This window comes from Pseudomonas sp. GW531-T4 (genome assembly GCF_017349615.1).
GTDB classification, from domain to species: Bacteria; Pseudomonadota; Gammaproteobacteria; order Pseudomonadales; family Pseudomonadaceae; genus Aquipseudomonas; species Aquipseudomonas chlororaphis_I.
On the sequence record NZ_JACMZT010000007.1, the window covers coordinates 57,902 to 84,415 of the forward strand.

Annotated in this window: 20 protein-coding genes and 1 pseudogene; 11 read left to right on the forward strand and 10 right to left on the reverse strand. The window is 64.2% G+C overall.

Going from position 1 to position 26,514, the window contains the following annotated elements; genetic code table 11:
* The first annotated feature begins 23 nt into the window (after positions 1–23).
* From J4D28_RS07470 to J4D28_RS07480, 3 genes are all read left to right on the forward strand, one after another.
* Positions 24–1,940, forward strand: a complete 1,917-nt coding sequence (locus J4D28_RS07470) for an ankyrin repeat domain-containing protein (RefSeq protein ID WP_103331570.1) — start codon at positions 24–26, stop codon at positions 1,938–1,940.
* Between the two features lie 162 nt (positions 1,941–2,102).
* Complete coding sequence (locus tag J4D28_RS07475) at positions 2,103–3,134, forward strand: histone deacetylase family protein (RefSeq protein ID WP_009051617.1); 1,032 nt, start codon at positions 2,103–2,105, stop codon at positions 3,132–3,134.
* A gap of 14 nt (positions 3,135–3,148) precedes the next feature.
* Entirely contained in the window at positions 3,149–4,249 is a 1,101-nt protein-coding gene (locus J4D28_RS07480; protein ID WP_038635808.1) for a polyamine ABC transporter substrate-binding protein, read from the forward strand.
* A 141-nt stretch (positions 4,250–4,390) separates the two neighbouring features.
* On the opposite strand, the gene J4D28_RS07485 is transcribed toward J4D28_RS07480, so the two are convergent.
* Positions 4,391–5,602, reverse strand: a complete 1,212-nt coding sequence (locus J4D28_RS07485; RefSeq protein ID WP_038635805.1) for a YeeE/YedE family protein — start codon at positions 5,600–5,602, stop codon at positions 4,391–4,393.
* A gap of 39 nt (positions 5,603–5,641) precedes the next feature.
* Complete coding sequence (locus J4D28_RS07490) at positions 5,642–7,204, reverse strand: PLP-dependent aminotransferase family protein (RefSeq protein ID WP_103331571.1); 1,563 nt, start codon at positions 7,202–7,204, stop codon at positions 5,642–5,644.
* A 124-nt stretch (positions 7,205–7,328) separates the two neighbouring features.
* On the opposite strand from J4D28_RS07490, the gene J4D28_RS07495 reads away from it, so the two are divergent.
* Genes J4D28_RS07495 through J4D28_RS07505 form a run of 3 tightly spaced genes read left to right on the forward strand, consistent with a single transcriptional unit; the run spans position 7,329 to position 9,097 of the window.
* Positions 7,329–7,964: an FMN-binding negative transcriptional regulator gene (locus J4D28_RS07495; protein WP_103331572.1), complete on the forward strand. Its 636-nt coding sequence runs from the start codon at positions 7,329–7,331 to the stop codon at positions 7,962–7,964.
* Positions 7,961–8,407, forward strand: a complete 447-nt coding sequence (locus tag J4D28_RS07500) for a GNAT family N-acetyltransferase (RefSeq protein ID WP_009051622.1) — start codon at positions 7,961–7,963, stop codon at positions 8,405–8,407. The genes J4D28_RS07495 and J4D28_RS07500 overlap by 4 nt, the downstream gene beginning before the upstream one ends.
* An 18-nt stretch (positions 8,408–8,425) precedes the next feature.
* Positions 8,426–9,097 carry a GNAT family N-acetyltransferase gene (locus J4D28_RS07505; protein ID WP_009051623.1) on the forward strand — a complete coding sequence of 224 codons (672 nt, stop codon included), beginning with the start codon at positions 8,426–8,428 and terminating at the stop codon, positions 9,095–9,097.
* Between the two features lie 116 nt (positions 9,098–9,213).
* Here the strand turns inward: J4D28_RS07505 and J4D28_RS07510 are convergent, their stop codons facing one another.
* The gene (locus J4D28_RS07510; protein WP_009051624.1) at positions 9,214–10,113 is read right to left on the reverse strand and encodes a homocysteine S-methyltransferase family protein; all 900 of its coding nucleotides are present in this window, start codon (positions 10,111–10,113) and stop codon (positions 9,214–9,216) included.
* 111 nt (positions 10,114–10,224) lie between these two features.
* Between J4D28_RS07510 and J4D28_RS07515 the strand changes: the two genes are divergently transcribed.
* Together J4D28_RS07515 and J4D28_RS07520 are read left to right on the forward strand one after the other, a co-directional pair.
* Entirely contained in the window at positions 10,225–11,046 is an 822-nt protein-coding gene (locus J4D28_RS07515; protein WP_009051625.1) for an ABC transporter substrate-binding protein, read from the forward strand.
* Positions 11,043–11,879, forward strand: a complete 837-nt coding sequence (locus tag J4D28_RS07520; protein ID WP_009051626.1) for an amino acid ABC transporter permease — start codon at positions 11,043–11,045, stop codon at positions 11,877–11,879. Before J4D28_RS07515 ends, J4D28_RS07520 begins: the two co-directional genes overlap by 4 nt.
* 90 nt (positions 11,880–11,969) lie before the next feature.
* Here J4D28_RS07520 and J4D28_RS07525 read toward each other — a convergent pair.
* From J4D28_RS07525 to J4D28_RS07540, 4 genes and pseudogenes are all read right to left on the reverse strand, one after another.
* Positions 11,970–12,233, reverse strand: a pseudogene (locus tag J4D28_RS07525) (helix-turn-helix domain-containing protein); the annotation flags it as partial.
* Complete coding sequence (locus J4D28_RS07530) at positions 12,230–13,504, reverse strand: type II toxin-antitoxin system HipA family toxin (RefSeq protein ID WP_103331574.1); 1,275 nt, start codon at positions 13,502–13,504, stop codon at positions 12,230–12,232. The gene J4D28_RS07530 and the pseudogene J4D28_RS07525, both read right to left, overlap by 4 nt.
* Before the next feature lie 304 nt (positions 13,505–13,808).
* Entirely contained in the window at positions 13,809–15,617 is a 1,809-nt protein-coding gene (gene oadA, locus J4D28_RS07535) for a sodium-extruding oxaloacetate decarboxylase subunit alpha (RefSeq protein WP_009051629.1), read from the reverse strand.
* A gap of 98 nt (positions 15,618–15,715) precedes the next feature.
* Positions 15,716–17,131, reverse strand: a complete 1,416-nt coding sequence (locus J4D28_RS07540) for an acetyl-CoA carboxylase biotin carboxylase subunit (protein ID WP_023967762.1) — start codon at positions 17,129–17,131, stop codon at positions 15,716–15,718.
* 331 nt (positions 17,132–17,462) lie between these two features.
* On the opposite strand from J4D28_RS07540, the gene J4D28_RS07545 reads away from it, so the two are divergent.
* On the forward strand, positions 17,463–18,425 hold the full coding sequence (locus J4D28_RS07545; RefSeq protein WP_028683627.1) for a LysR family transcriptional regulator: 963 nt from the start codon (positions 17,463–17,465) through the stop codon (positions 18,423–18,425).
* Here J4D28_RS07545 and J4D28_RS07550 read toward each other — a convergent pair.
* From J4D28_RS07550 to J4D28_RS07560, 3 genes are all read right to left on the reverse strand, one after another.
* Positions 18,367–18,579 carry a PA3496 family putative envelope integrity protein gene (locus tag J4D28_RS07550; RefSeq protein ID WP_007927592.1) on the reverse strand — a complete coding sequence of 71 codons (213 nt, stop codon included), beginning with the start codon at positions 18,577–18,579 and terminating at the stop codon, positions 18,367–18,369. The two genes, J4D28_RS07545 and J4D28_RS07550, sit on opposite strands and share 59 nt — an antisense overlap.
* Positions 18,580–18,819: 240 nt before the next feature.
* The gene (hexR, locus tag J4D28_RS07555) at positions 18,820–19,686 is read right to left on the reverse strand and encodes a transcriptional regulator HexR (RefSeq protein WP_007927594.1); all 867 of its coding nucleotides are present in this window, start codon (positions 19,684–19,686) and stop codon (positions 18,820–18,822) included.
* A 247-nt stretch (positions 19,687–19,933) separates the two neighbouring features.
* A complete protein-coding gene (locus J4D28_RS07560; protein ID WP_103330804.1) occupies positions 19,934–22,798 on the reverse strand; it encodes a bifunctional diguanylate cyclase/phosphodiesterase in 2,865 nt (954 codons plus the stop codon).
* Between the two features lie 246 nt (positions 22,799–23,044).
* On the opposite strand from J4D28_RS07560, the gene uvrD reads away from it, so the two are divergent.
* Both uvrD and J4D28_RS07570 read left to right on the forward strand, forming a co-directional pair.
* Positions 23,045–25,228 carry a DNA helicase II gene (gene uvrD, locus J4D28_RS07565; protein ID WP_009041397.1) on the forward strand — a complete coding sequence of 728 codons (2,184 nt, stop codon included), beginning with the start codon at positions 23,045–23,047 and terminating at the stop codon, positions 25,226–25,228.
* A gap of 292 nt (positions 25,229–25,520) precedes the next feature.
* Positions 25,521–26,399: a Tim44 domain-containing protein gene (locus tag J4D28_RS07570; RefSeq protein ID WP_009051633.1), complete on the forward strand. Its 879-nt coding sequence runs from the start codon at positions 25,521–25,523 to the stop codon at positions 26,397–26,399.
* Positions 26,400–26,514: the final 115 nt, after the last annotated feature.

Consider the following 26,514-nt stretch of genomic DNA (forward strand, 5'->3'; position numbering starts at 1 on the left):
CATACCGGCAAGGGACTGCAATCTTGAAACTCTTTACAGGCGCTGTTGCCAGGCACAACCGCTTTTACGGGGTCTGCCTGACACTGTTGATGCTCGCTGTCGCACCCGCCGCCCAGGCATTCGACCTGGACCTGGCCAAGATCAAATGGTGGCAAGTCTCCCGCGGCATTGTCCTGGACGAGCCGGAAACCGCCACCCTGCAGATCAAGCCGTTCCCCCTGCCCGGCCTTGCGCAACTTCCGGCGCGGATCGTGCTCAGCCAGTACCGCGGGCTGTTTTATCTCAATGCCTATCAGGACGCGCAGTACCAGCAGCGCATCTACAAGTCGCCGCCCTTGCCGCTGTTCAGCCCCGAGGAACTGCGGGCCTGCGTCTCGCCGGACGACCCGATCCAGGTCTCGGACAACTGGCCGCCCAGCAATCAACTCGAAGTCGGGCTGAGCCTGACGCCCTTGAGCTTCAACTGCATCAGCCCGGACTGGCAGCTCAGCCAGCGTTATCTGTTGATCGACCAACGTTATCCACAACAGCCGATGCTGGCCATCAGTCACCGCCGCGACCTGACCCAGATGGACTTCACCCCATTGCAACCGATCGGTAGCGAGATCGAGCAACAGTGGTTGTATGCCCTGCAGCGTTTTCCCCAGTGGTTCCGCCCCTTCAGCAGCGGCACGGGGCCGATCACCTTCAATGCCTATTCGCCACCGGCCACGGCGGACGACGTCTGGACCCAGTTCCGCGAGCTCCACGAGCAACTGCGCAAAGCCAAGGACAAGGCGCCGGGCATCCGCCAGGTGGAAGGTTTCTTCGCCGCCCATGACTTTCGCACCATCGCCCAGGACCGCAGCGAGTACCCGGGCCTGCTCAACGACATCGCCTACTGGACCAGCGAGGCCGGCCAGTTGAAAACCGCCCGCCCCTGGCTGCTGGAGGTGCTGCGCCGGGAACCCGGGCGCATGCCGACCTACCTCAACCTGGCCGACCTGGACTGGGCCCAGTTCGAACAACGACCGCTGGACAACATCCACCAGGGCCGCGCCATCGAACGCTATCGGCTGTATTGCGGCATGCGCCTGCAACGCCAATTGAGCGTGCCGCCGCGGGTATTGCAGCGTTTGGGCCTGAAGTCCGCCAACCCGCAGGCGTGCCAGGGCTTCTGGCCGCTGGTGGCCGCCGTGGACGCAGGCGACGAAGCCGAAGTCCGGCGCTTGCTGGCCGGTGGCGTCAGCGGCGAAGTCATGGCCGATGACGGGCGCAGCGCGCTGCTGCACGCCCTGGACGCGCCAAACCTGGAGATCGCCCGACTGCTGCTGGCCCACGGCGCCCATACCAGCGGCCAGTACAACTGGAGCACCCTGGCCCTGCAGGCCATGGAGCGCGACCTCAAGGACAGCCCCGACCTGAACCAGGGCGGGCGCCTGAAGTTCCTGCTGGAAGCCGGCGTCGCCATCGACGAGCAAAACAGCCGGGGCTACACCCCGCTGCTGCAACTGGCCGAGCAGCAACGCAACCTCGAAGGCTTCGCCTGGCTGCTGCAACACCCGCAGAACCTCGAACTGCGGACCGTGAATGACAACGAAACCGCACTGTACCGGGCCTTCTGGGGCAACAATTACGCGGCCATGAGGCTGCTGATAGATGCCGGCGCCAACCTCAACCTGAGCTACGGTCGTGGCACCTGCCATGACCAGCCCATGGGCCAGAGCCTGCTGATGTTCGTCGCCGACAAGACCTCCGCCGACGACAAGTCGCCCACTGTCAGCCAGCAGGAGACCCTGGACATGTTCACCCTGCTGTTGGAAAAAGGCGCCGATCCCGATGTCGGCCAGCGTTGCGAGAAAAAGGGTCGCGTCCTGCTGCTGGATATCATTGCCCGGAAAAAACGCGAGGACATGCTCCAGGTGCTGCAACGCTTCATTCAAGTACCGTCCGCAAGCTGAACCCGCTGGCGCCCCGCAATGGGGTGCCGTGCTGCTTCAGGGGGGCGAATTTCGGTCAAACGTTTTGGCCATATCGATCCCCTTTTGGCCGCTCCTGCCGTTCTCCAAAAGGCCCGGCGCCGCAAGACTGTGAGCACCGAACCAGCCTGCGGAGAACAAGAAATGCTGACGATCTACTCGGACGATCACCACCTGCACCACGGCCGCTGCGAACTGATCGACGGGCAACTGATGCCCTGCTTCGAAATGCCGTCGCGCGCCGACCACGTGCTGGACCGCGTGAAATATCGCAACCTGGGCCCGGTCGAGGCGCCCAGGGACTTCGGCCTGGGGCCGATCGAACGCATCCACAGCCGCGCCTACCTGGACTTTTTCAAGGGCGCCTGGGACCGCTGGGCGGCCCAGGGCATCGACGGCGACCTGCTGCCCTACACCTGGCCGGCGCGCACCCTGCGCAGCGTGATCCCCACCAGCCTGCATGGCCAGCTCGGCTACTACAGCTTCGACGGCGGCGCGCCGATCACCGCCGGCACCTGGCAGGCGGCCTACAGCGCCGCGCAAGTCGCCCTGACCGCCCAGGCGGTGATCCAGCGCGGCGCGCGCAGTGCCTTCGCCCTGTGCCGTCCGCCGGGACACCATGCCGCCGGCGACCTGATGGGCGGCTACTGCTACCTGAACAACGCGGCCATCGCCGCCCAGGCCTTCCTCGACCAGGGCCACAAGAAGGTCGCAATCCTCGACGTCGACTACCACCACGGCAACGGCACCCAGTCGATTTTCTACGCGCGCAACGACGTGCTGTTCACCTCGATCCATGGCCACCCGGAAGCCGAATTCCCGTTCTTCCTGGGCTATGCGGACGAGCTCGGCGAAGGCGCAGGGGTTGGCTTCAACTTCAACTACCCGCTGCCCGCCGGCAGCGGCTGGGACAGCTGGAGCGCGGCGCTGGAACAGGCCTGCGAGGAAATCCGCCGTTATGGCGCCGACATCGTGGTGGTGTCGCTGGGCGTGGACACCTTCAAGGACGACCCGATCTCGCAGTTCAAGCTCGACAGCCCGGACTACCTGGCCATGGGGCAACGCATCGCCGCCCTGGGCACGCCGACGCTGTTCGTCATGGAAGGCGGTTATGCGGTGGAAGAAATCGGCATCAACGCCGTGAACGTTCTCGAAGGCTTTCAAAGCGCCCAGTGAAGGAAACCCGCAACATGAACAGGCTCAAAAGCTATATCGCGCCCGCGCTCTGCGCGGCGCTGCTGGGCGGTGCCGCACAGGCTGAAGAACGTACCCTGCGTGTCTACAACTGGTTCGACTACATCACCCCCAAGGCCCTGGAAGACTTCAAGGCCGAGAACAGCCAGGTCAAGCTGGTCTACGACATCTTCGACACCAACGAGGCGCTGGAGGCCAAGCTGCTGACCGGCAACTCCGGCTACGACGTGGTGGTGCCGTCCAACGTGTTCCTCGCCAAGCAGATCGAGGCCGGGGTGTTCCAGCCGCTGGACCGTAGCAAGCTGCCGAACTGGAACCACCTCGATCCCAAGCTGATGAAGCTGATCGAAGCCAACGACCCGGGCAATAAGTTCGCCGTGCCCTACATGTACGGCACCATCCTGATCGGCTTCAACCCGGCCAAGGTCAAGGCCGCCCTCGGCGAGAACGCGCCGGTGGACAGCTGGGACCTGATCTTCAAGGAAGAGAACATCAGCAAGCTCAAGCAGTGCGGCGTGGCCCTGCTCGACTCGCCGTCGGAGATCCTGCCGCTGGCCCTGCAGCACCTGGGCCTGGACCCCAACAGCAAGCAGCCGGCGGACTACGCCAAGGCCGAAGCGCTGCTGCTGAAGATCCGCCCCTACGTCACCTACTTCCATTCGTCCAAGTACATGGCCGACATCGCCAACGGCGACATCTGCGTGGCGGTGGGGTATTCCGGCAGCTTCTCCCAGGCCGCCAACCGCGCCAAGGAAGCCAAGAACGGGGTGGTGGTGGACATGCGCCTGCCCAAGGAAGGGGCGCCGATCTGGTTCGACATGCTGGCGATCCCCAAAGGCGCGAAGAACCCGGACGATGCCTACACCTTCATCAACTACCTGCTGCAACCCAAGGTGATCGCCCCGGTCAGCGACTTCGTCGGCTACCCGAACCCGAACAAGGACGCCACCGAGCGGGTCGATCCGGCGATCCGCAACAACCCCAACCTGTACCCGACCGACACGGCGATGAGCACGCTGTACACCTTGCAGCCGCTACCCCGCGACGCGGAACGGGCACGGACCCGGGCCTGGACCAAGATCAAGGCCGGGACCTGATCGCCCGGCGCCTGTCTGTAGGAGCGGCCGGTCGACGCTCGATTGCCCGCGATGAACGATAACGCGGTGTGGCCGATACACCGCGGTGTCCCTATCGCGGGCAAGCCTCGCTCCTACAGAAGCTAGAAGCTCAAGGTCGATTCAACACCCCGTCAGCCCTTGCGGCTGGCGTTCCTCGGCAAAGAACCACGGCCGCAGGCGCACGCCCACGCCGTTGCCGATAAAGGCCGCCACCAGCCACAGCCAGCCGTGCAGGCTGCCGGAGGCGATGCCGCTGAAGTAGGCGCCAATGTTGCAGCCATAGGCCAGGCGCGAACCGTAACCCAGCAGCAACCCACCGATCACCGCCGCCACCAGCGAATGCGCGGGAATCTTCAGGCTCGGCGCGAAACGCCCGGCCAGGCCCGCCGCCAGCAAGGCGCCGAAGACGATGCCGATATCCATCACGCTGGTGATGTCCTGCCACACCGGCGCGGCCAGGGCCTTGGCGTTCGCCGCGCCCTGCCAGAACACCCAGCTGCCGACATCCACCCCCAGCCCGCTGGCGACCTTGGCGCCCCACAGGGCAAACGCCGAGGTGATGCCCCAGGGCCGTCCGGCCAGGGCCAGGGTGGCGAAGTTCAGCAAGGCCAGGGCGACCGCGCCCCACACCAGCGGCCAGGGCCCGCGCAGCAGACGGCGCCAGCCTTGGTGCGCGCTGTCGAGCGGTGCTTCCAGCGCGCCGTGGCGGTTCTTTTCCAGGCGCACCGTGACCAGGGCAATCAAGGCGAAAAGACCCAGGCTGAGCCCCAATGCCGGCGCCACACCGAAGCGCTGCACGATGGAAACCGGCGGCAGCGACGGCAAGGCGAACCACCAGTCCACATGCTGGGTGGCGATCAGCGAACCGCAGATGAAAAACAGCAGGGTCACCAGCATCCGTGCGTTACCGCCGCCCACGGTAAACAGCGTGCCGGATGCGCAACCGCCGCCCAGTTGCATGCCGATACCGAAGATAAACGCGCCGACAATCACCGAAACCCCGGCCGGCGCCACCAGCCCCGTGACCGGCGAACCGAACAGAGTCCCTGCGCCCAGGGCCGGGAAGAACAGCAGCACCGCCAGCGCCAGCATGACCATCTGCGCCCGCAGGCCGGCGCCGCGACGATCGCGGATAAACACCCGCCAGGCCGAAGTGAAACCAAAGGCCGCGTGATACAGGGTCAGGCCCAGGGCCGCGCCCAGCAGCAACAGCCACACCTGGCGCGAGCCGACCTGGGCCTGCAGGAATACGGCGCCGGCCAGCAACACGATCAAAGCGAACAAGGGCGCACCGAACTTGCGTTCGGGCACCGCGGAAAGAGTCAGGCTCATAAGGGTTCTCGGCAAAGACAATGGCCGCGAGTATAGCCATCACACGCCCCAGGCCCGACGCAGACGCTCCAGGGCACAGGCGATAGCGACCTCGGGCACAGCGGCGAAGCCCAGCACCAGCCCCGCGCGCGGGTCCCGCGGCAGCGGCGAATCCGGCAACCAGTAGTTGCTCAGGCCATTGATTTCCACATCCACCGCCGCGGCTTGCGCCACCAGCTCCTGCTCCCGGGCCAGGCTGTCCACCGGGATCGTCAGGTGCAGGCCCGCCGCCACGTTCGGCATCTTGCCCACCCCGGGAATATCCACAGGCCAGCCGGCCAGCAAGGCATTGCGCCGGCTCAAGGCGGCGCGGCGCATGCGCCGGATATGCCGCTGGAAATGCCCGGCGGCCATGAATTCGGCCATCACCGCCTGGGTGCTGACCTCGGAGTGGCGCACATCCACCGCCCGGCGCTGGGTGAAGGGCTGCACCAGCGCCGGCGGCAACACCAGGTAACCCAGGCGCAAGGCCGGGAACGCGACCTTGCCGAAGGTACCGACGTACAGCACCCGCCCCTGGCGGTCGAGGGCCGCCAAAGGTGCCAGCGGCGCCCCGCTGTAGCGGTACTCGCCGTCATAGTCGTCCTCGACTATCCAGCCGTTGCTGCGCTCGGCCCAGGCCAGCAGTTCCAGGCGCCGGGCCAGGCTCAGGGTCACCCCGGTGGGGTACTGGTGGGACGGCGTGACATAGGCCAGGCGGCAATCGCTCAGGCCCGCCAGGGCTGCACAGTCGAAGCCCTCGTTGTCCACCGCCACCCCGTGCAGGCGCGCGCCGGCAATCGCGAAGGCATGCCCCGCCGCCCGATAGCCGGGGTTTTCCACAGCCACGCCGTCGCCGGGGTTCACCAGCAACTGTGCACAAAGGCTTATGCCCTGTTGTGCACCACTGGTGATCACAATTTGTTCAGCGCTGCATTGCATACCGCGCGAACTGCGCAGGTAAGCCGCGATCAGCCCGCGCAGACGTTCTTCGCCGGCCGAATCGCCATAACACAGCTGGCCCAGATCCGGCTTGCGCCAGAAAGCCGCATTCAGCTTGGCCCAGACCTCGAACGGAAACAGATCGAAGGCCGGAATCCCCACCCGAAAAGCCCGTGGCGGACCGCTTTGCGGAGTCGACAGATGATGCTGTTCGACCCGCTCCAACGCCTCACTGTGGATAACTTTACTGGATGTAATCCCAGGTAAATTCGCGCTTTTTGTGGATAACCCTGTGGGTAAGCCTGGTGATAACCCTGTGGACACTTTTGTGGATAAATTTTTCGCCGACTTTTTGATCGGCAGCCGGCTCTCGGGCAATTGCGCCACATAGGTGCCGTCGCCGACCCGGCCTTCGATAAAACCCTCGGCGTACAGCTGGTCGTAGGCGCGCACCACGCTGTTGCGGGAAATCTCCAGAGCCGCCGCCAGATCGCGGCTGGCCGGCAGCCGCGTGCCGCTGGCCAGCCGGCCGTCCAGCACCCGCTGGCGCAACGCCTGGTACAGCTGGCGGCTGAGCCCCTGGCCGCGGTCCAGCTCGATACCGGCGGGGTTGAAGGAAAGCGGCAATGTCGGGCTGTTCATGGGCTTGCCCCTCTGAGCGGCGGGATAGAGCGATCAAATGGACCTATGAAAATGACCAAAGATGGCTCTTACAACAGACCAATAGCCTGCCTAGGATGCAGCCATTCGCCAAGGATATTTTTCCATGTACCTACCCCGCGCTTTCGCCGAAGAAGACCTGCCCACCCTACACCAGCTGATCGGGGAAACCCGCCTGGCCACCCTGGTGACCTACGGGGAACGCGGCCTGCAGGCCAATCACCTGCCGCTGTTGTTCGCCCCGGACCAGGGCCCGTACGGCACCCTCTACGGCCATCTGGCCAGGGCCAACCCGCAATGGCAGGAACTGGCCGACGGCGCCGAGGCGCTGCTGATCTTCCAGGGCGCCGAGGCCTACGTCAGCCCGTCGCTGTACCCGAGCAAGGCCGAGCACGGCAAAGTGGTGCCGACCTGGAACTACGTGAGCGTGCATGCCTATGGCGTGGCCGAGGTGTTCCATGAGCCGCAGCGCATCCGCGAAGTGGTCAGCGCCCTGACCAACCAGCATGAAGCCGGCCGCGCCAGCCCCTGGAAATTCGAGGATGCCCCCGCCGAGTTCATGGACAGCATGCTGCGCGCCATCGTCGGCTTCGCCCTGCCGATCCAGCGCCTGGAGGGCAAACGCAAACTCAGCCAGAACCGCACCGCCGCCGACATCGACGGCGTGCGCGACGGACTGGCCGCCAGCGCCGATCCCCATGACCAGAGCATTTCCCAACTGATGCGCCAGGAGCAGCCATGAGCCAGATCCAGATTCGTCCCGTCACCGCCAATGATCACGCAGCCTGGCTGCCGCTGTGGCAGGCCTACCTGCGGTTCTACGACACCGAGTTGGCCGACGCGGTCACCCGCAGCACCTGGCAGCGCTTCCTCGATGCCGCCGAGCCGACCCACGCCGCCCTGGCCTGGGACGGCGAGCAGGCGGTGGGCATGGTGCATTTCATCTACCACCGCTCCAACTGGAGCATCGAGAATTCCTGCTACCTGCAGGATCTACTGGTGATCCCGGAGCAACGCGGCACCGGCGTCGGTCGCCAACTGATCGAATTCGTCTACGCCACCGCCAAGGCCGACGGCTGCTGCAAGGTCCACTGGCTGACCCACGAAACCAATGCCACCGCCATCCAGCTCTACGAACGGATTGCCGAACGCCCGGGTTTCATTCAATTTCGCAAAGCCCTTTAAGCGTTCAAGGAGATTCCCATGCCGACCTCACTCGCTGACTGGCAAGGCGTGCCGCCACCGTCGACCACCCTGCTCGAAGGGCGCTTCATCCGCCTGGAAAAACTCGACCCGGCGCGCCACGCCGACGACCTGTGGCAAGCCTTCCAGGGCCCGGGCGCCGACCCCAAACTGTGGGACTACCTGCCCTACGGCCCCTTTACCGAACGCAGCGCCTTCAATGACTGGCTGAACAACCACGCGGCCAACAGCGACCCGTATTTCTTCAGCGTGATCGACCGGGCCAGCGGCCAGGTGCAGGGCTTGCTCAGCCTGATGTCGATCGTCCCGGCCCAGGGCCGCATCGAGATCGGCCACGTCACCTTCGGCGCGCCCATGCAGCGTTCGCCCAAGAGCACCGAAGCGGTGTACCTGCTGGCCAAGGAAGCCTTCGCCCTGGGTTATCGCCGCCTGGAATGGAAGTGCAACAACGCCAACGCCCGCTCGCGTTATGCGGCCGAGCGCCTGGGTTTCAGCTTCGAGGGCGTGTTCCGCCAGCACATGGTGGTCAAGGGCCAGAACCGCGATACCGCCTGGTATTCGATCCTCGATTCCGAGTGGCCGAAGGTCGGCGCCGGGTTCGAGCGCTGGTTGAGCGAGGACAACCAGAGCGGTTCGGGGCAGGTGAAGGGGTTGGTGGAGTGCCGGGGGTAACGCCCTTGTCCCGTGGTGTTTGATCTGACGTCATCGCGGGCAAGCCTCGCTCCTACTAAGGCCGGGTGCTGAACCTGTAGGAGCGGCCGGTCGACGCTCGATTGCCCGCGATGCTTTTAAGTCAGCTTCTGCGCCAGCACGGCAATGTGCTCCGGCCCGATACCGCAGCAACCGCCCAGGTGGCTGGCGCCGCGTTGCCGCCAGTCGGCCGCCCACTGCAGGTAGCCCGGTGGGTCGAGGTCTTCGCGCAGCGGGTCGAGGCCATCGTTGGCCGTGGCTTCTTTCGGCTGCGGCGGGAAGGCGTTGGCATAGGCGCCGATATTGATCTTCACCCCCAGCCGCTCGAAGGTTACCCGCGCCGCGTCGATCGCCGCGCCTATCACTTCCGGCTGGCTGCAGTTGAACAGCAGGGTTTCCACCCCCAGTTCGGCGGCCACCGCCGCCGCGTCCGCCACCGGCTCGCCGGAGCGCAAGCGCGGCACCTCGTCAGGGTTCTCATCGTGCAAGGTGAACGATAGCCAGAAGGCCTTGCCGTCCTTGGGCAGGCCGGCATGGATCGCCCGCGCCTCGACCGTGGAGCTCTGGGTTTCCGCCAGCCACAGGTCGACATGCGGGGCCAGGCCGTTGACCAGCGGCGCCAGCAACTCCGCGGCGCGAGCGGCCTCGAACAGGTCCGGGCGATAGGAGCCGAACAGTGGCGGCAGCGAACCGGCGACCCGCACCGGCTTGCCGGAAGCCTGGACCGCACGCCGCGCCAGCTCGCCGGCCAGGGCCGCCAGCGCCTGCCCTTCTGCGGCAAACCGCGCTTCGCCAATGTGGAACGGCACCACCGCGTAGCTGTTGCTGGTGATGACGTCGGCACCGCTTTCGATATATGCCGCATGCACCGCTTCCACCGCCTGCGGCGCTTCGCTCAGGGCCAGCGCCGACCACTCGGGCTGCCTGAACGGCGCCCCACGGCGTTGCAGTTCACGACCCATGCCGCCATCCAGAATTACCCTGCTGTCTGCGCCCATATGCTCTTTACTCATATGCTTATGAAAATAACTCACTATCTGAGTCGTTCTTATAACTATTTAATACGCACCATTCGGTTAATAACAACCTTTTTTCTGCTCGGGACTTCCATGAATTTCAAACCGCTGCTGGCCCTCGGCCTGACGATTCTCGCTGCCTCCAGCCAGGCTTTTGCCGGCGCTACCCTGGACCGTATCGAACAGAAAAAAGAGCTGGTGGGCGTACTGATGGAAAGTTACCCGCCGTTCTCCTTCCTCAACGATCAGAACCAGCTCGATGGCTTCGACGTCGACGTGGCCAAGGCCGTGGCTGACAAACTGGGGGTGAAGCTGCGCCTGGAAACACCGTCCTGGGACGTGATCGCCGCCGGCCGCTGGAGCGGTCGCTACGACATCTGCATCTGCTCCATGACCCCGAGCAAGGCCCGCGCCGAAGTCTTCGACTTCCCGGTGCAGTACTACGCCTCGCCCGCGGTGATCGTGGTCAACGCCAAGGACGACCGTATCCACGGTGCCAAGGACCTGAGCGACAAGAAGGTCGGCCTGACCAGCGCTTCCAGCTACGAGAGCTACCTGAACAAGAACCTGGTGATCGAAGGCGCCGAAGACACCCGGTTGCAGTACCCGTTCGACAACGTACAGATCGCCCCCTACGACACCGACAACGTGGCCTTCCAGGACCTCGGCCTGGGCGCTGGCGTGCGCCTGGACGCGATCCTCACCAACCTGGTGACCGCCCAGCCGCGTCTGGCCCAGGACCCGCGCTTCAAGCTCGCCGGCGAGCCGCTGTACGCCGAGCCCAACTCGGTGGCCATCGAGAAAGGCGACGCCCAGTGGCATGCCAAAGTCCGTGAAGTGTTCGCCCAGCTGAAGCAGGACGGCACCCTGAGCAAGCTCTCGCAGAAATGGATCGGCGCCGACATCAGCCAATGACTTCTTTTTCCCAACCGCCTCGGCCACCACAAACGCTGGCCGAGCCGACGCTCAAACGCCTCTTCGGTTTCCGCACCCGCCTGTACCTGACCTGGGCGGTGCTGTTCGGCCTGTTCGCCAGTTTCTTCCTGAGCTTCGACCTGAAGTTCTCGATCATCCTCGACAAGCTGCCCAACCTGCTCGGGGTGACCCTGGCCCCCAACGGCTTTCTGCAAGGCGCGGCGCTGACCCTGTTCCTCTGCCTCTGCTCGATCGCGCTGTCGTCGCTGCTGGGCTTCGTCACCGCCCTCGCCCGGCTGTCGAAAAGCGCCGTGGCCTTTGGCATCGCCAGCTTCTACGCCTCGTTCTTTCGCGGCACGCCGCTGTTGATCCAGATCCTGCTGATCTACCTCGGCCTGCCGCAGCTGGGCGTGGTGCCGGGCGCCATCGCCGCGGGGATCATCGCCCTGTCGCTGAACTACGGCGCCTACCTCAGCGAGATCTTCCGCGCCGGCATCCTCGGCGTGCCCCACGGCCAGCGCGAAGCCTCCCTGGCGCTGGGCATGCGCGACAGCGTGATCTTCTGGCGCGTGACCCTGCCGCAAGCCATGCGCACCATCATTCCGCCGGCCACCAACCAGTTCATCTCGATGCTCAAGGATTCGTCGCTGATCTCGGTGATGGGCGTCTGGGAAGTGATGTTCCTGGCCCAGTCCTATGGCCGCTCCAGCTACCGCTACATCGAAATGCTCAGCACCGCGGCGATCATCTACTGGCTGCTGTCGATCGGCCTGGAACTGATCCAGGCGCGGATGGAAAGGCATTACGGCAAGGCTTACGCCCAGCGCGGTTGAAGCTCAGTTGAGCGCCGAGGGCCCGGGTATGCCCGGGCCCTTTTCCAGGCGCTCCAGATCATTGAGCAGCGAGCGGGCGCGACTGGCTTTCTGCACATTCACCACCCCCATCTGCAAACCGAAGGGCTTGAACACCGCGTTCAGCGACTTGAGGGTCGGATTGCCGTCACCGTGTTCAATGTGGATCAGGGTGCGCAGGGAAATCCGGCACATCCTGGCGAACTGGCTCTGGTGCAGCCCCGTGACTTCGGTGCGCAGGCGCCTGACCGCATCGCCCAGCGGCAAACGGCCGGCAGCCAGCTCCTGCTGGATGTTGTCGATCAGCGCGCCGCGCTCTTCCAGGGTTGTAGTCATCGCAGTCCCCACTCCTGCAGGCGTCGGTCCAAGTGGCGCAAGTGAATGCGCGGGTGATTCAGGGTGGCATCGGGCAAGCCACTGGCGCTCAACAGGTCCGGCAGGGCCCGCAGCCGTTCGGCATCCTCCCGCAGGCGCGCCAGGGCGGCTTCAGGGTCGATCAGCGGCTTCAGGCTCGCGCACACCAGGCGCCAGTCCACGTCACCCGCCACCTCCATGCGCCCGGGCCATTTGATGGTCCGGGTAATGCCCTCGTCGTCCATGACCATGGGCGCCAGATCGTAGATTGGCGCCAGTTGCACCGCAGCTTCGGTGCGGATGATCGAGAGGTTGTGTCCGTGGTTGGACGAATTGCCGAGGATCTTGTTGAGCAGGTCCCGGCGCAGGTAATCCGCCACCAGCTCGGGGATCAATGACTCCTGGCCCGTGGACCGCCATAGTTCGGCAAGAATCCCCAGCACCTCGGTGTGCCGCATTGCCTGGCCATGGCCCACCAGCCCCGCCAGGGAATAGATCGACTCCACCGCCAGGCGCTCGACACCCGCCTGCGTCACCCGGCGGTCAAAGCGCTGCATCCAGAGGCTGGGCCTGGGCCCCTCTTCCAGGGCCAGACCCTCGGCCGGCAGCGTATCGATGCCCAGTTGCTGCAGCGCCCGGTAATAGTGGAACTCGCTCCTGAGGATGTCGCCGGCATTCTGCGTGGCCGGGTTACGCGGGAACTTCACCCACCAGTGGCGCGCCGCCGAGACATCGTCGAGCAGTGCGTCGGGGTACAGCAGGCCCTCAGGGTTCTGTGTCAGCAACAGCCTGGGGGCCTGGTCACCGATGCTCGCGGTACCGCCGAAAGCCACGCCCTGCTCATGGGCGTACTCGAGAAAGCGGTTATCGAGGGCGATCACCTGGTCCCGGGAAAATCCCAGCGCCGGACGCCGGCGCAACCCCGTCAGCGACTCCTTGATCCGCAGGTTGCCGAGGGGCGCCGCCGTGGAGCGGGCCAACAGGAACAGTTCGACGCCCATGCCGTCCGGCCGCTCGTGGCCAATCTGGCGCAGCAGGAAGCGCCCGGCCGCCGCTGTCGGGGCAAGGTCATAGAGAAAGGCCGGGGCCCGGTCTTCGCGCCAAGGCTCCCAGCCCAAGGGAATCTGCGCGCTGACCGACCTGGCCAGCGGACTGCCAACAGCCTCCAGGTTATCCACCAGGTACTGCTGCACATAACCAAAACTGCAGGGGCTGGCGAAGCCCTGTTCAGGCCTGTCGAAGGTCAGGGTCATGGCGTCGCTCCATGCCCCTGCGCGGTAGAGCTGCAACGTCAGCCGAAGCACTGTATCACCTGCAATTTGATGCACTTTCAATGAGCCGTATGGAAACTGCATGCATTCTAATGCAGATAGATTAATTTCAGGATGAAATAAGTGTATTAAATTGCACTTAACTAACATCCTCCCAAAGGCTGAAAATGCCCCCTCAGGCGGCTTGCGGCGGCACGCCGGACTGTTCCGCCAGCGCCCGGCAACAGGCAAAAAAAGGGAGGCCGTAGCCCCCCCGAGGTAAAACGTTGCAGATGAAGACCTGAACTCAGCCTTCGATCTCGATCAGGATTTCGCCCGGGTTGACCCGGTCGCCCTTGGCCACGTGGATGGCGGTGACCTTGCCGGCGATGGCCGCCTGGACTTCGGTTTCCATCTTCATGGCTTCGGTGATCAACACGGCCTGGCCGGCCTTGACGGTGTCACCTTCCTTGACCAGCACATCGACGATGTTGCCCGGCATGGTGGTGCTGACGTGGCCCGGCGCGCTGGCCTGCTTGCGCTTGCTGCTGCCGCTGCCGACGAATTCGTTGAGCGGCTCGAACACCACTTCTTCCGGCATGCCGTCGATGGACAGGTAGAAGTGGCGCTTGCCTTCGGCCTTCACCCCGACACCGGTGATGTCGACGCGGTAGGTCTCGCCGTGCACGTCGATGACGAACTCGGTCGGTACGCCTTCGCCGCCGGCCGAGCTCACGCCGCCCGCTTCCGGAATCGGCAGCAGCACTTCCGGCGTCAGGGTGCCGGCTTCACGCTCTTCGAGGAACTTGCGCCCGATGTCCGGGAACATGGCGTAGGTCAGCACGTCTTCTTCGGACTTGGCCAGGGCGCCGATGTCATTGCGCAACTTGGTCATTTCCGGCTTCAGCAGGTCGGCCGGGCGCACGTCGATCGCATCGATGCTGCCGATGGCCTGGCGCCGCAGCTTCTCGTCCACCGCGCCCGGCGCCTTGCCATAGCCGCCTTGCAGGTACAGCTTCACCTCGTTGGTGATGGTCTTGTAACGCTCGCCGGCCAGCACGTTGAAGAACGCCTGGGTGCCGACAATCTGCGAAGTCGGGGTCACCAGCGGCGGGTAGCCGAGGTCGTGACGTACCCGCGGGATCTCCGCCAGCACTTCGTTCATGCGGTTCAGGGCGCCCTGCTCCTTGAGCTGGTTGGCCAGGTTGGAAATCATCCCGCCCGGCACCTGGTTGACCTGCACCCGGGTATCGACCGCGGTGAACTCGCTTTCGAACTGGTGGTACTTCTTGCGCACGGCGTAGAAGTACAGGCCGATTTCCTGCAACAGTTCCAGGTCCAGGCCGGTGTCGAATTCGCTGCCTTTGAGGGCGGCGACCATCGACTCGGTGCCCGGGTGGCTGGTGCCCCAGGCGAAGCTGGAGATCGCGGTGTCGATGTGGTCGGCGCCGTTCTCGATGGCCTTGAGCTGGCACATCGCAGCCAGGCCGGCCGTGTCATGGGAGTGGACAAACACCGGCAGCGACTGCTCGGCCTTCAGCGCCTTGACCAGCTCGCCGGTGGCGTAAGGGGTCAGCAGGCCGGCCATGTCCTTGATCGCCACCGAGTCGCAACCCATGGATTCCATCTGCTTGGCCTGGGCCACGAACGCCTCGATGGTGTGCACCGGGCTGGTGGTGTAGGCGATGGTGCCCTGGGCGTGCTTGCCGGCGGCTTTCACCGCTTCGATGGCCACTCGCAGGTTACGCACGTCGTTCATCGCGTCGAAGATGCGGAACACGTCGATGCCGTTGACCGCCGCCTTGGCAACGAAGGCCTTGACCACGTCGTCGCTGTAATGGCGGTAGCCCAGCAGGTTCTGCCCGCGCAGGAGCATTTGCAGGCGGGTGTTGGGCAACGCGGCGCGCAGTTTGCGCAGGCGCTCCCACGGGTCTTCCTTGAGGAAACGCACACAGGCGTCGAAGGTCGCGCCGCCCCAGACTTCCAGCGACCAGTAACCGACTTTGTCGAGCTTGTCGCAGATCGGCAGCATGTCTTCGGTGCGCATGCGGGTCGCCAGCAGCGATTGGTGGGCGTCGCGCAGGATGGTGTCAGTAACAAAGATCTTCTTGGACATTCTTATCTCCTCATAGCGACAAGCTTCAAGCTACAAGCCGCAAGAAAAAGCTGATCTGCTTCTACTTGCAGCTTGCCGCTCACAGCTTGCCGCTGCATTCAAAGGCCTGCGTGGGCGGCGATGGCGGCGGCGATGGCCAGGGCCAGCTCTTCGGGTTTGCGCTTGATCGAGTAGTTGGTCAGTTCAGGGTGGCTCTCGACGAAGCTGGTGTTGAACTGGCCGCTACGGAATTCCGGGTTACGCAGGATTTCCTGGTAATACGCGGCGGTGGTCTTGACCCCTTGCAGACGCATGTCGTCCAGGGCGCGCAAGCCACGGTCCATCGCCTCTTCCCAGGTCAGGGCCCAGACCACCAGCTTCAGGCACATGGAGTCGTAGAACGGCGGAATGGTGTAGCCGGTGTAGATCGCCGTGTCGGTACGCACGCCAGGGCCGCCGGGCGCGTAGTAACGGGTGATCTTGCCGAAGCTCGGCAGGAAGTTGTTCTTCGGGTCTTCGGCGTTGATCCGGAACTGCAGGGCGAAACCACGGTGATGGATGTCTTCCTGCTTCACCGAAAGCGGCAGGCCGGACGCGATGCGGATCTGTTCGCGAACGATGTCGATGCCGGTGATTTCTTCGGTGATGGTGTGTTCCACCTGCACCCGGGTGTTCATCTCCATGAAGTACACCTCGCCGTCGGCGAGCAGGAACTCCACGGTACCGGCGTTCTCGTAGCCCACGGCCTTGGCCGCGCGCACCGACAGGTCGCCGATGTAGGCGCGCTGTTCCGGGGTCAGTTGCGGGCTCGGGGCGATCTCGATCAGCTTCTGGTTGCGGCGCTGGATCGAGCAGTCGCGCTCGAACAGGTGCACCACGTTGCCAAAGCTGTCGCCGAGGATCTGCGCCTCGATGTGCTTGGGATTGACGATGCACTTTTCCAGGAACACTTCGGCGGAGCCGAACGCCTTGGTCGCCTCGGAAATCACCCGAGGGAAGGCCTGTTCCAGTTCGTCCCGGCTGTTGCAGCGACGAATGCCGCGGCCGCCGCCGCCGGACGTAGCCTTGAGCATCACCGGGTAACCGATGCGGTCGCCTTCGCGCAGGGCTTCATGGATATCGGCGACGTTGCCTTCGGTGCCCGGGGTGACCGGCACGCCAGCCTTGATCATGCTGCGGCGAGCTTCGGTCTTGTCGCCCATGCGGCGAATCACTTCAGCCGATGGACCTATGAATTTGATTCCACGTTCGGCGCAGATGTCCGCCAGTTCGGCGTTTTCCGAAAGGAAGCCGTAGCCGGGGTGCAGTGCGTCGCAGCCGGTTTCCACTGCCAGGTTCACCAGCTTGCGCGGGTTCAGGTAGCCGGCCAGGGGTTCGGCACCGATGCTGTGGGCTTCATCCGCGCGCTTCACATGCAGGGCATGGCGATCGGCGTCGGAGAAGATCGCGACCGAGCGAATGCCCATCTCGGCGCAGGCACGCACGATTCGTACGGCAATCTCACCACGGTTGGCGATCAGGATCTTTTTTATCACTTGGAGGTACCCTTGAGCCGTTGGAACAGACAACCCGCTGGGTCTGTACGAAAAGTGGCTGCGCTCGGCCATGCTGCGTTAAAAACAGGCTCGGAATGCTCATTTAGGCTCCTAAACTCCGCTTCCTCGCCTGTTTTTGCCTTGCCTGACCTTCGCTCGCCTACTTTTCATACAGACCCTCGACCGGGTCGGCGCGTGACCAAATGTTTCAAGCCAGTCGCAGGCCCACACTATTCCTGTCGATGAATTAACAAAAATCAATAATTATTGGGTCGCTCATAAGCAAAGACTTATAGTTGATCCGACAGCCCTCGACGCGAGACCTTAGATAATGCGTAAGTCCTTGATGCGTATGACATTACGCCAATTGCAGATTTTCAATGAGGTCTGCGATCTGCGCTCCTACAGCCGGGCGGCCGACGAAATGTCTCTCACCCAGCCCGCCGTCAGCCTGCAGATTCGCCAGCTGGAGGAGCTGATCGGCCAGCCCCTGTTCGATTACGTGGGCAAGAAGCTCTACATGACCGAGGCCGCCGAGGCGCTGCAGCGGGCCAGCCGCGACATCTTCGGGCGCCTGGAGAACCTCGACATGCAGCTGTCGGACATGCAGGGTTCCTTGCAGGGCCAGCTGAAGCTGGCGGTGGAATCCAGCGCCAAGTACTTCGTGCCGCACCTGTTCGCCGCCTTCAAGCGCCAGCACCCGGAGGTCAATCTGCAACTGACGGTGGTCAACCGGGGCCAGGTGATCCGCCGCCTCTCGGACAACCGCGACGACCTGGTGATCATGTCCATGGTTCCGCAGGACATGGGCCTGGAATTCCTGCCGTTCCTCAACAACCCGATCGTCGCCGTGGCGCCGCCCGACCATCCGCTGTGCCACCTGGGGCCGCTACGCCTGCAGGACCTGGAGCCCTACAACCTGCTGGTGCGCGAGCAGGGTTCGGGCACGCGCCTGGCCTGCGAGGAGTATTTCAAGGAAAAACGCGTGCACTTCACCCAGACCCTGGAAGTGTCGTCGGCCGAGGCGCAGCGCGAGTGTGTGCTGGCGGGTCTGGGCGTGGCGCTGTTGACGCGCCACGCCCTGAACCTTGAGTTGGCGACCGGGGGACTCGTCGAGTTGCCGGTCGAAGAGCTGCCGTTGTATCGCAGCTGGTGCCTGGTGCAGGCCAAGGCTAAACGCCTGTCACCGGTAGCGCATGCGTTCCTGGGGTTTATCCGCAGCGAACGGGTGCAGATCAGCGGGCTTGTTGAACGTTTTGACGGGAAGCTGCCGAGGCTGCCTGCCAGTAATTGACGGCGTCCAGCTCGGGGTAGTCGTTGATTTCCTGCTGCAGACGGCGCAGCTCACAGCGATGTTCGATCGCGCGGCGAAATTCCATGCGGCGCTGGTCTTCCTGCTGACGACGGGTTTTGACTGCGCTGCTGCTCTCTTCGTAAGGCCGGGCCATTTCGAGTCTCCCAATGCGAGTACGGGAGTTTCACGATGGACGTCAGGCGTTACGGTTTGGCGGCGGCTCCATGACAGGACGATGAAAGCTGCCGTATGACGCCCGATTCCCTTGTAGGAGCGAGCTTGCTCGCGATAGCCGCGAAGCGGCGGTTCATCCCGCGACACCGCATCATTGTTGATGATTGTTCGCGAGCAAGCTCGCTCCTACAGGAGGACGCCCGACGATGAGGTGCAGCGTTCAATCGTCAAGCGCTTTGACCGACTTGGGCGACAGGCGCAGGCTGCGAAGGCTGCGCTTGACGCTCTTGAGGTGGTTGACCAGGCTCGGGCCGCGGGCCATGGCCACGCCCATCGCCAGGACGTCGATCACCACCAGGTGGGCGATACGCGAGGTCAGCGGGGTGTAGATCTCGGTGTCTTCGTGCACGTCGATCGCCAGGTTGACGGTCGACAGCTCGGCCAGCGGGGTCTGGCTCGGGCACAGGGTGATCAGCGAGGCGCCGCTTTCACGCACCAGGTTGGCGGTGATCAGCAGGTCCTTGGAACGCCCGGACTGGGAAATGCAGATCGCCACGTCGGTGGGCTTGAGGGTCACCGCCGACATTGCCTGCATATGCGGGTCGGAATAGGCCGCCGCGGTCAGCAGCAGGCGGAAGAACTTGTGCTGGGCATCCGCCGCCACCGCGCCGGAAGCGCCGAAGCCGTAGAACTCCACGCGCTGGGCCTGGGACATGAGGGTCACCGCCCGCTGCAACTCCACCGGATCGAGCTTCTCGCGAACCTCCATCAGGGTGTGCAGGGTGGTGTCGAAGATCTTCAGGCTGTAGTCGGCGACCGAGTCGTCTTCATGAATCGCGAACTGGCCGAAGCTCGCCCCGGCGGCCAGGCTCTGGGCCAGCTTGAGCTTCAGGTCCTGGAAACCCGAGCAGCCGATGGCCCGGCAGAAGCGCACGATGGTTGGCTCGCTGATACCCACGCTGTGGGCCAGATCGGCCATGGAACTGTGCATCACAGCCGCAGGGTCGAGCAGCACATGATCGGCGACCTTGAGCTCCGACTTGCGCAAGAGATGGCGTGATTGGGCGATGTGCTGCAACAGATTCAAAGGGCTGGACTCGTTGTTATGGGGCAGACGCCCAAGGATGTAGCAATTTTGTAGTTATACTACATGAATTCGCTTTTTGCCTGCTCAATGCGTAACTGAATCACCTTTGCACCCCACTGTTTCAGCCTCGCGTGCTCTTTGTAGCTGCTGGCGCAGCCCACGCCCGCACTGGGCTGTATCGCCACCGCTGCTTCGGTGAAAGCCAAATCTCGGATATTCCTGAAAACCTCTTGCTCCCTTGCGATTGCTACAAGGTCTCGGCCCTCAATAGCGCCGCCAGGCCCTCGGCTTCCACCGGCCGGCTGATCAGGTAGCCCTGCACCTCATCGCATTTCTGTTCCTTGAGAAACGCCAGCTGCCCCGGATGTTCCACCCCTTCGGCCACCACCTTCAGCGACAGCCCGTGGGCCATGGCGATGATCGCCCGGGTGATCGCCGCGTCGGCACCGCCTTCGCTCAGGCCGCGGATGAACGCCTGGTCGATCTTCACGTAGTCCACCGGAATCCGCTTGAGGTAACTCAGCGAGGAATAACCGGTGCCGAAGTCGTCGATGGCCAGCTTCACCCCCAGGTCACGCAATTGCTGGAAGGTCGAAACGATGTGTTCGACGCTGTCGAGCAGGTGGCTTTCGGTCAGCTCCAGCTCAAGGAAATGCGGCGCCAGCCCGGTCTCTTCCAGCACGCTGCGCACCAGGCTGACCAGCTTGCCCTGGCGCAGCTGATGCACCGACAGGTTCACCGATACCCGGATCGCCGGCAGCCCCTGGCGCTGCCACTCGCAGGCTTGCCAGCAGGCCTGGCGCAACACGAATTCGCCGATCGGGCCGATCAGCCCGATCTCTTCCGCGAGGCCGATAAAGTCCCCCGGCGGCACCCGCCCCAGATCGGGATGGTCCCAGCGCACCAGGGCCTCGGCGGCATTCAGGCGGCCGGTGGCGAGGCACAGTTTCGGCTGGTAGAACACCTTCAGCTGACGTTCCTCGACTGCCTTGCGCAGCTGGTTCTCCAATTGCAGGCGCTCCAGGGTGCTGGCTTGCAGGCTGGCGGTGTAGAACTGGAAGTTGTTGCCGCCCAGGTGCTTGGCGTGTTGCATGGCGATGTTCGCCTGGCTGATCAGCGCCGGAATTTCCCGCGCGCTGTCGGGCAGCATGCTGATGCCCATGGAGGCGCTGACCACCAGCTCGTGGCCTTCCACGGTGATCGGCAAACGCAGCTTCGCCGACAGGCGGGTGGCCACCCGGGTCAGGCTCGACAGGCTGCCATAGGCGTCGAACAGCACCGCGAACTCATCGCCGGACAACCGGGCAATGGTGTCGGCTTCCGGCAGCGCATTGACCAGTCGCCGCGCCATTTTCTGCAACAGTTGGTCGGCGACGTCGTGGCCCAGGCTGTCGTTGAGCAGCTTGAAACGGTCCAGGTTGATATGCACCAGAGCCAGGCTGCGGCCGCCCTGGCGCATCCGTTGATGGGCTTCGCGCAAGCGTTCGCGGAACAGCGAACGGTTGGCCAGGCCGGTGAGTTCGTCGTAATGGGTCAGGTAGCGCATGCGCTCTTCGGATTCGCGCCGCGCCGACAGATCGGCGAAGAAGCCCACAATATGACTGATATTTCCCCGCGTATCGCGCACCACATTCAACTGCAGCCACTGCGGGTACAGCTCGCCGTTCTTGCGCGCCTCCACCAGTTCGCCCTGCCAGCTGCCGTGCTGCTCAAGGGCCTGATGAATCACCGGATAGTGCCGGCGTGCGTCGCGGCTGCACGGCAGGTCGACCACATTGCGTCCGAGCATGTCCTCGATCTGGTAACCGGTGACCCGGCTGAACGCCTGGTTGATCGCCAGCAGCACGTAATCCGGGTCGAGGATCACGATGCCTTCGCTGGCCGCCTCGAACACCATCGCCGACAGGCGTCGCTGCTCTTCCTGCTGCTTGCTGGCGCTGATATCGCGCCGGGTGCCGACCATGCGCAGCACCCGGCCACCGGGGCCGCGCTCCACAGCGCGCCCACGGTCCTCGATCCAGACCCAGTGGCCATCGCCGTGGCGCACGCGGTATTCCACCAGGTAATCCTCGGTGCGCCCCTTCAGGTGCTCGACCAGCGCGCGCTTGAGCAGCGGCAGGTCTTCGGGGTGCAGCAGCGGCTTGAGGTGGCTGAGCATCGCCCGCACGAACTCCGGTTCCAGGCCGAACAGTTCCTTGATATGGCTGTGATGGACCTCGTCGGTCTGCAGGTTCCAGTCCCACAGCCCCAGCTGGCTGGCCTTCAGGGCCAGGGCCAGGCGCGCCTCGCTCTTGCTCAGGGCCTGGTTGGCCGCGTCCAGTTCGAGGCTGCGCTGGGCCACCCGGCTTTCCAGGCCGACCTGGGCTTCGCGCAGTTCTTCTTCGGCGCGGCGGCGCTGCTCGACTTCCCGCAGCAGCTCACTGTTGAGCTGCTCGCTGCGGCTCTGCGCCTGTTGCAGATGTTCGATCAGGGCCTGGTTCTGGAAACGCCGCAGCAAGCCCATCTGGATCAGGCGGTTGACCTGCCAGGCCACCACGCTCAGTGACACCAGCAGGATCAAGCCCAGCCAGCCCCAGCCACGCTGCTGTTCGTCGCCGCCCCAGAACAGGTAGCCGATCGCCGGTAGCAAACAGGGCAAGGTAAAGGACAGGAAGGCCGGCAGGCTGACCGCATAGGCCACGCTGGCCGAGAGGATCGCCGCGCCGATCAGGCCGAAGACCCAGGCCTGTTGCAGGAAATTGTCGGTGGGCATCAGGGCGATGCCAGCGCAGGCCAGGGTCAGGCCGCTGACGGCTGAGCCGAGCAGGAACATGCGGCGCCAGACCGGTTGCGCCTGGCGACTGGGAATCGCCGAGTCGAACGCCGCCACCTGGATCACCCGCAGGGCGACCAGGGCCAGCAGCCAGACCATCCACACGCTGACCAGCCAATAACGCTCGGGGGTCCACAGCAGCCAGGCGCAGACCAGGCCGTTGAGCAGCATGAACAGAGTGGGCAACAGGGAGCCCTGATAAAGCAGGCGCGTGCGCTCTACCGCCATCTCCATGGCGTATTGCTTGCGAACAACCCGAGGCTCCACGAAGGGTCCGGACGGGCCAGTGCTGAGTGTCATAGGCAGTGTTCTTATAATGATTGAGCCCGAAACGTCGCCGGAGCATACACAAGCAACCGCCCGGACCAAACTGCCTGGAATCATAAAATCGGCAAATCGGCTCGAGCGCCGATCCCGCTGAAATTCCTCCGGCCAAGCCCGGCCAACGGCTGCAGCCCGTGACCGACCGGTCGTCCCCAGCGTTCTTTTATCGGCTAAACCAAAGCTTGGTTTGCCCGGTGTGCGCCAGCCCCCTAGAATGCCCCGATGCGCGATGATCTCTCCCTTCTGCTGAACTCCCTCAACGATGCCCAACGCCAGGCCGTAGCTGCCTCCTTGGGTCGTCAGTTGGTCCTGGCCGGTGCTGGCTCCGGTAAAACCCGAGTGCTGGTGCACCGTATCGCCTGGTTGATCCAGGTCGAGAACGCCTCGCCCCACTCGATCCTGTCGGTGACCTTCACCAACAAGGCCGCTGCCGAGATGCGCCAGCGCATCGAGCAGTTGATGGGGATCAACCCGGCCGGCATGTGGGTCGGTACCTTCCACGGCCTGGCGCACCGCCTGCTGCGGGCGCACTGGCAAGAGGCCGGCCTGAGCCAGACCTTCCAGATCCTCGACAGCGACGACCAGCAACGCCTGGTCAAGCGGGTGATCCGCGACCTCGGCCTGGACGAGCAGCGCTGGCCGGCCCGGCAGGCCCAGTGGTTCATCAATGGGCAGAAGGACGAAGGCCTGCGTCCGCAACACATTCAAGCCAGCGGCGACCTGTTCCTGGCCACCATGCGCGGCATCTACGAAGCCTACGAGGCCGCCTGCCAGCGCGCCGGGGTCATCGACTTCTCCGAACTGCTGCTGCGCGCCCTGGACCTGTGGCGCGACCACCCGGGCCTGCTGGCGCACTACCAGAAGCGTTTCCGCCATGTGCTGGTGGACGAGTTCCAGGACACCAACGCCGTGCAGTACGCCTGGTTGCGCCTGCTGGCCAAGGGCGGCGACAGCCTGATGGTGGTGGGCGACGACGACCAGTCGATCTACGGCTGGCGCGGGGCGAAGATCGAGAACATCCACCAGTATTCCGAAGACTTCCCGGACACCGAAGTGATCCGCCTGGAGCAGAACTACCGCTCCACCGCCGGTATCCTCAAGGCCGCCAACGCCCTGATCGCCAATAACACCGGGCGCCTGGGCAAGGAACTGTGGACCGACGGCGGCGAAGGCGAAGCGATCAACCTGTACGCAGCCTTCAACGAACACGATGAAGCGCGCTACGTGGTGGAAACCATCGAAAGCGCCCTGAAGACCGGCCTGGCCCGCAGCGATATCGCCATCCTCTATCGCTCCAACGCCCAGTCGCGGGTGCTGGAAGAAGCGCTGCTGCGCGAGCGCATTCCGTATCGCATCTACGGCGGCCAGCGCTTCTTCGAACGCGCCGAAATCAAGAACGCCATGGCCTACATGCGCCTGCTCGAAGGTCGCGGCAACGACGCGGCCCTGGAGCGGGTGATCAACGTGCCGACCCGCGGCATTGGCGAAAAGACCGTCGAAGCGATTCGCGAACATGCGCGCCACAGCCATGTGTCGATGTGGGAAGCGATGCGCCAGCTGGTGGCCAATAAAGGTGTGACCGGACGCGCCGCCGGTGCCCTGGGCGCCTTCATGGAACTGATCGAGCACCTGGCGACCGTGACCGCCGAGATGCCGTTGCACCTGATGACCCAGACCGTCATCGAGCAGTCCGGCCTGATCGCCTACCACGAAGCGGAAAAAGGCGAGAAAGGCCAGGCCCGGGTAGAAAACCTTGAAGAACTGGTCAGCGCCGCGCGCAACTTCGAGCACACCGAAGAAGACCAGGAGCTGACGCCGCTGGCGGCCTTCCTCGGCCATGCTTCGCTGGAAGCCGGCGACACCCAGGCCGACGAGCACGAAGACAGCATCCAGCTGATGACCCTGCACAGCGCCAAGGGCCTGGAATTCCCTTACGTGTTCCTGGTGGGCATGGAAGAAGGCCTGTTCCCGCACAAGATGAGCCTGGAAGAACCCGGCCGCCTTGAAGAAGAACGCCGCCTGGCCTACGTCGGCATCACCCGGGCGATGCAGAACCTGGTGATGACCTACGCCGAAACCCGACGCCTGTACGGCAGCGAGACCTACAACAAGGTGTCGCGTTTCGTACGGGAAGTTCCGAAGGGGCTGATCCAGGAAGTGCGCCTGTCCAACAGCGTCAGCCGTCCGTTCGGCGGTGGCCAGTCGCAGAGCACCAGCAGCCTGTTCGGTGGCAGCGAGATCCCGGACACCGGCCTCAGCCTCGGCCAAGCGGTACGCCACTCGGTATTCGGCGACGGCGTGATCCTCAACTTCGAAGGCGCCGGCGCCCAGGCCCGGGTCCAGGTGAACTTCAGCGAAGGCAGCAAGTGGCTGATGCTCGGCTACGCCAAGCTCGAAGCCATCTGAAGCCTCGACTCCGACTTCGCCATGCAAGGGCGATGCTTCTGAACGAGAAGCGACCCGCGACATGGGGCGCAATCGGCCCGACCGGCGCCGGCAGTGAGACTGCTGGCGCCGGGATGTTTTGCCACTGAACCATCGCATCCGCCCAACGGACAAACCTGTACAGGGCCCACTTGCCTCGACCGAAGCTGAACCGCGGCTGTCAGGCAAAAGCCCGAAACACTCTGCCGCTAGCCAGTGACACTTCACCTGTGCAACATGGCGCGCGTGCCATCCACAAATGGGAATTCCCTTTATGAAACGTTTTCTTAGCATCGCCATGGCGTTGTGCATCGGCCTGACGATGAGCCTCGACGCCAACGCCAAGCGCTTTGGTGGCGGCAAAAGCGCCGGCGCTGCGCCGACCCACCAGACCAGCCAAATGGCTCCGTCCTCTTCCGGTATGGGTCCTGCCGCTGCGACCGCAGGGGCTGCCGGTGCCGCGGGTGCTGCCGCCAAAGCCGGCGGTGCTTCGCGCTGGCTCGGCCCATTGGCCGGTATCGCCGCAGGCGGCCTGCTGGCCTCCATGTTCATGGGCGACGGCTTCCAGGGCATGCAGATCTTCGACATCCTGATCATGGCGGTCATCGCCTTCCTGGTCTTCCGCTTCATCGCCGCCCGTCGTCGCAAGCAGCAGGAGCAGTACGCTCCAGCCGGCCACGCGCCGATGCAGCGTGAAGCCTTCGAGCCAAAACCGGCCTCCGGTTCGATCTTCGGCGGTTCGGCTGCACCTGCCGCCGCGGCCCGTCCGGTGATCAACGCCCCGGCCTGGTTCAACGAAGAGCGTTTCGTCGAAGCCGCGCGCAACCACTTCCAGTCCCTGCAGCAACACTGGGACGCCAACGAAATGGACAAGATCGCCGAGTTCGTGACCCCGCAGATGCTGCAGTTCCTGAAGCAGGAACGTGCCGATCTGGGCGACGGCTTCCAGTCGACCTACATCGACAACCTCAATGTGCAGCTTGAAGGCGTCGACGACCGCGCCGACAAGACCATCGCGACCCTGACCTTCACCGGCGTGTCGAAGAGCTCGCGTTTCGACCAGGGCGAAGTGTTCAGCGAAAGCTGGAACATGGAGCGCGCCCAGGGCGAAAACCAGCCTTGGCTGGTTGCAGGTATCCGCCAGAACGGCTGATCCTCTCCAGTGTCACATCGCTAATCGCAAAACCCCGGCCCAGGTCGGGGTTTTGCATTTCACGATTGCACTTATAGCGAGCTACTGTATAAACCGCCGTCTATTAAACCGCGCC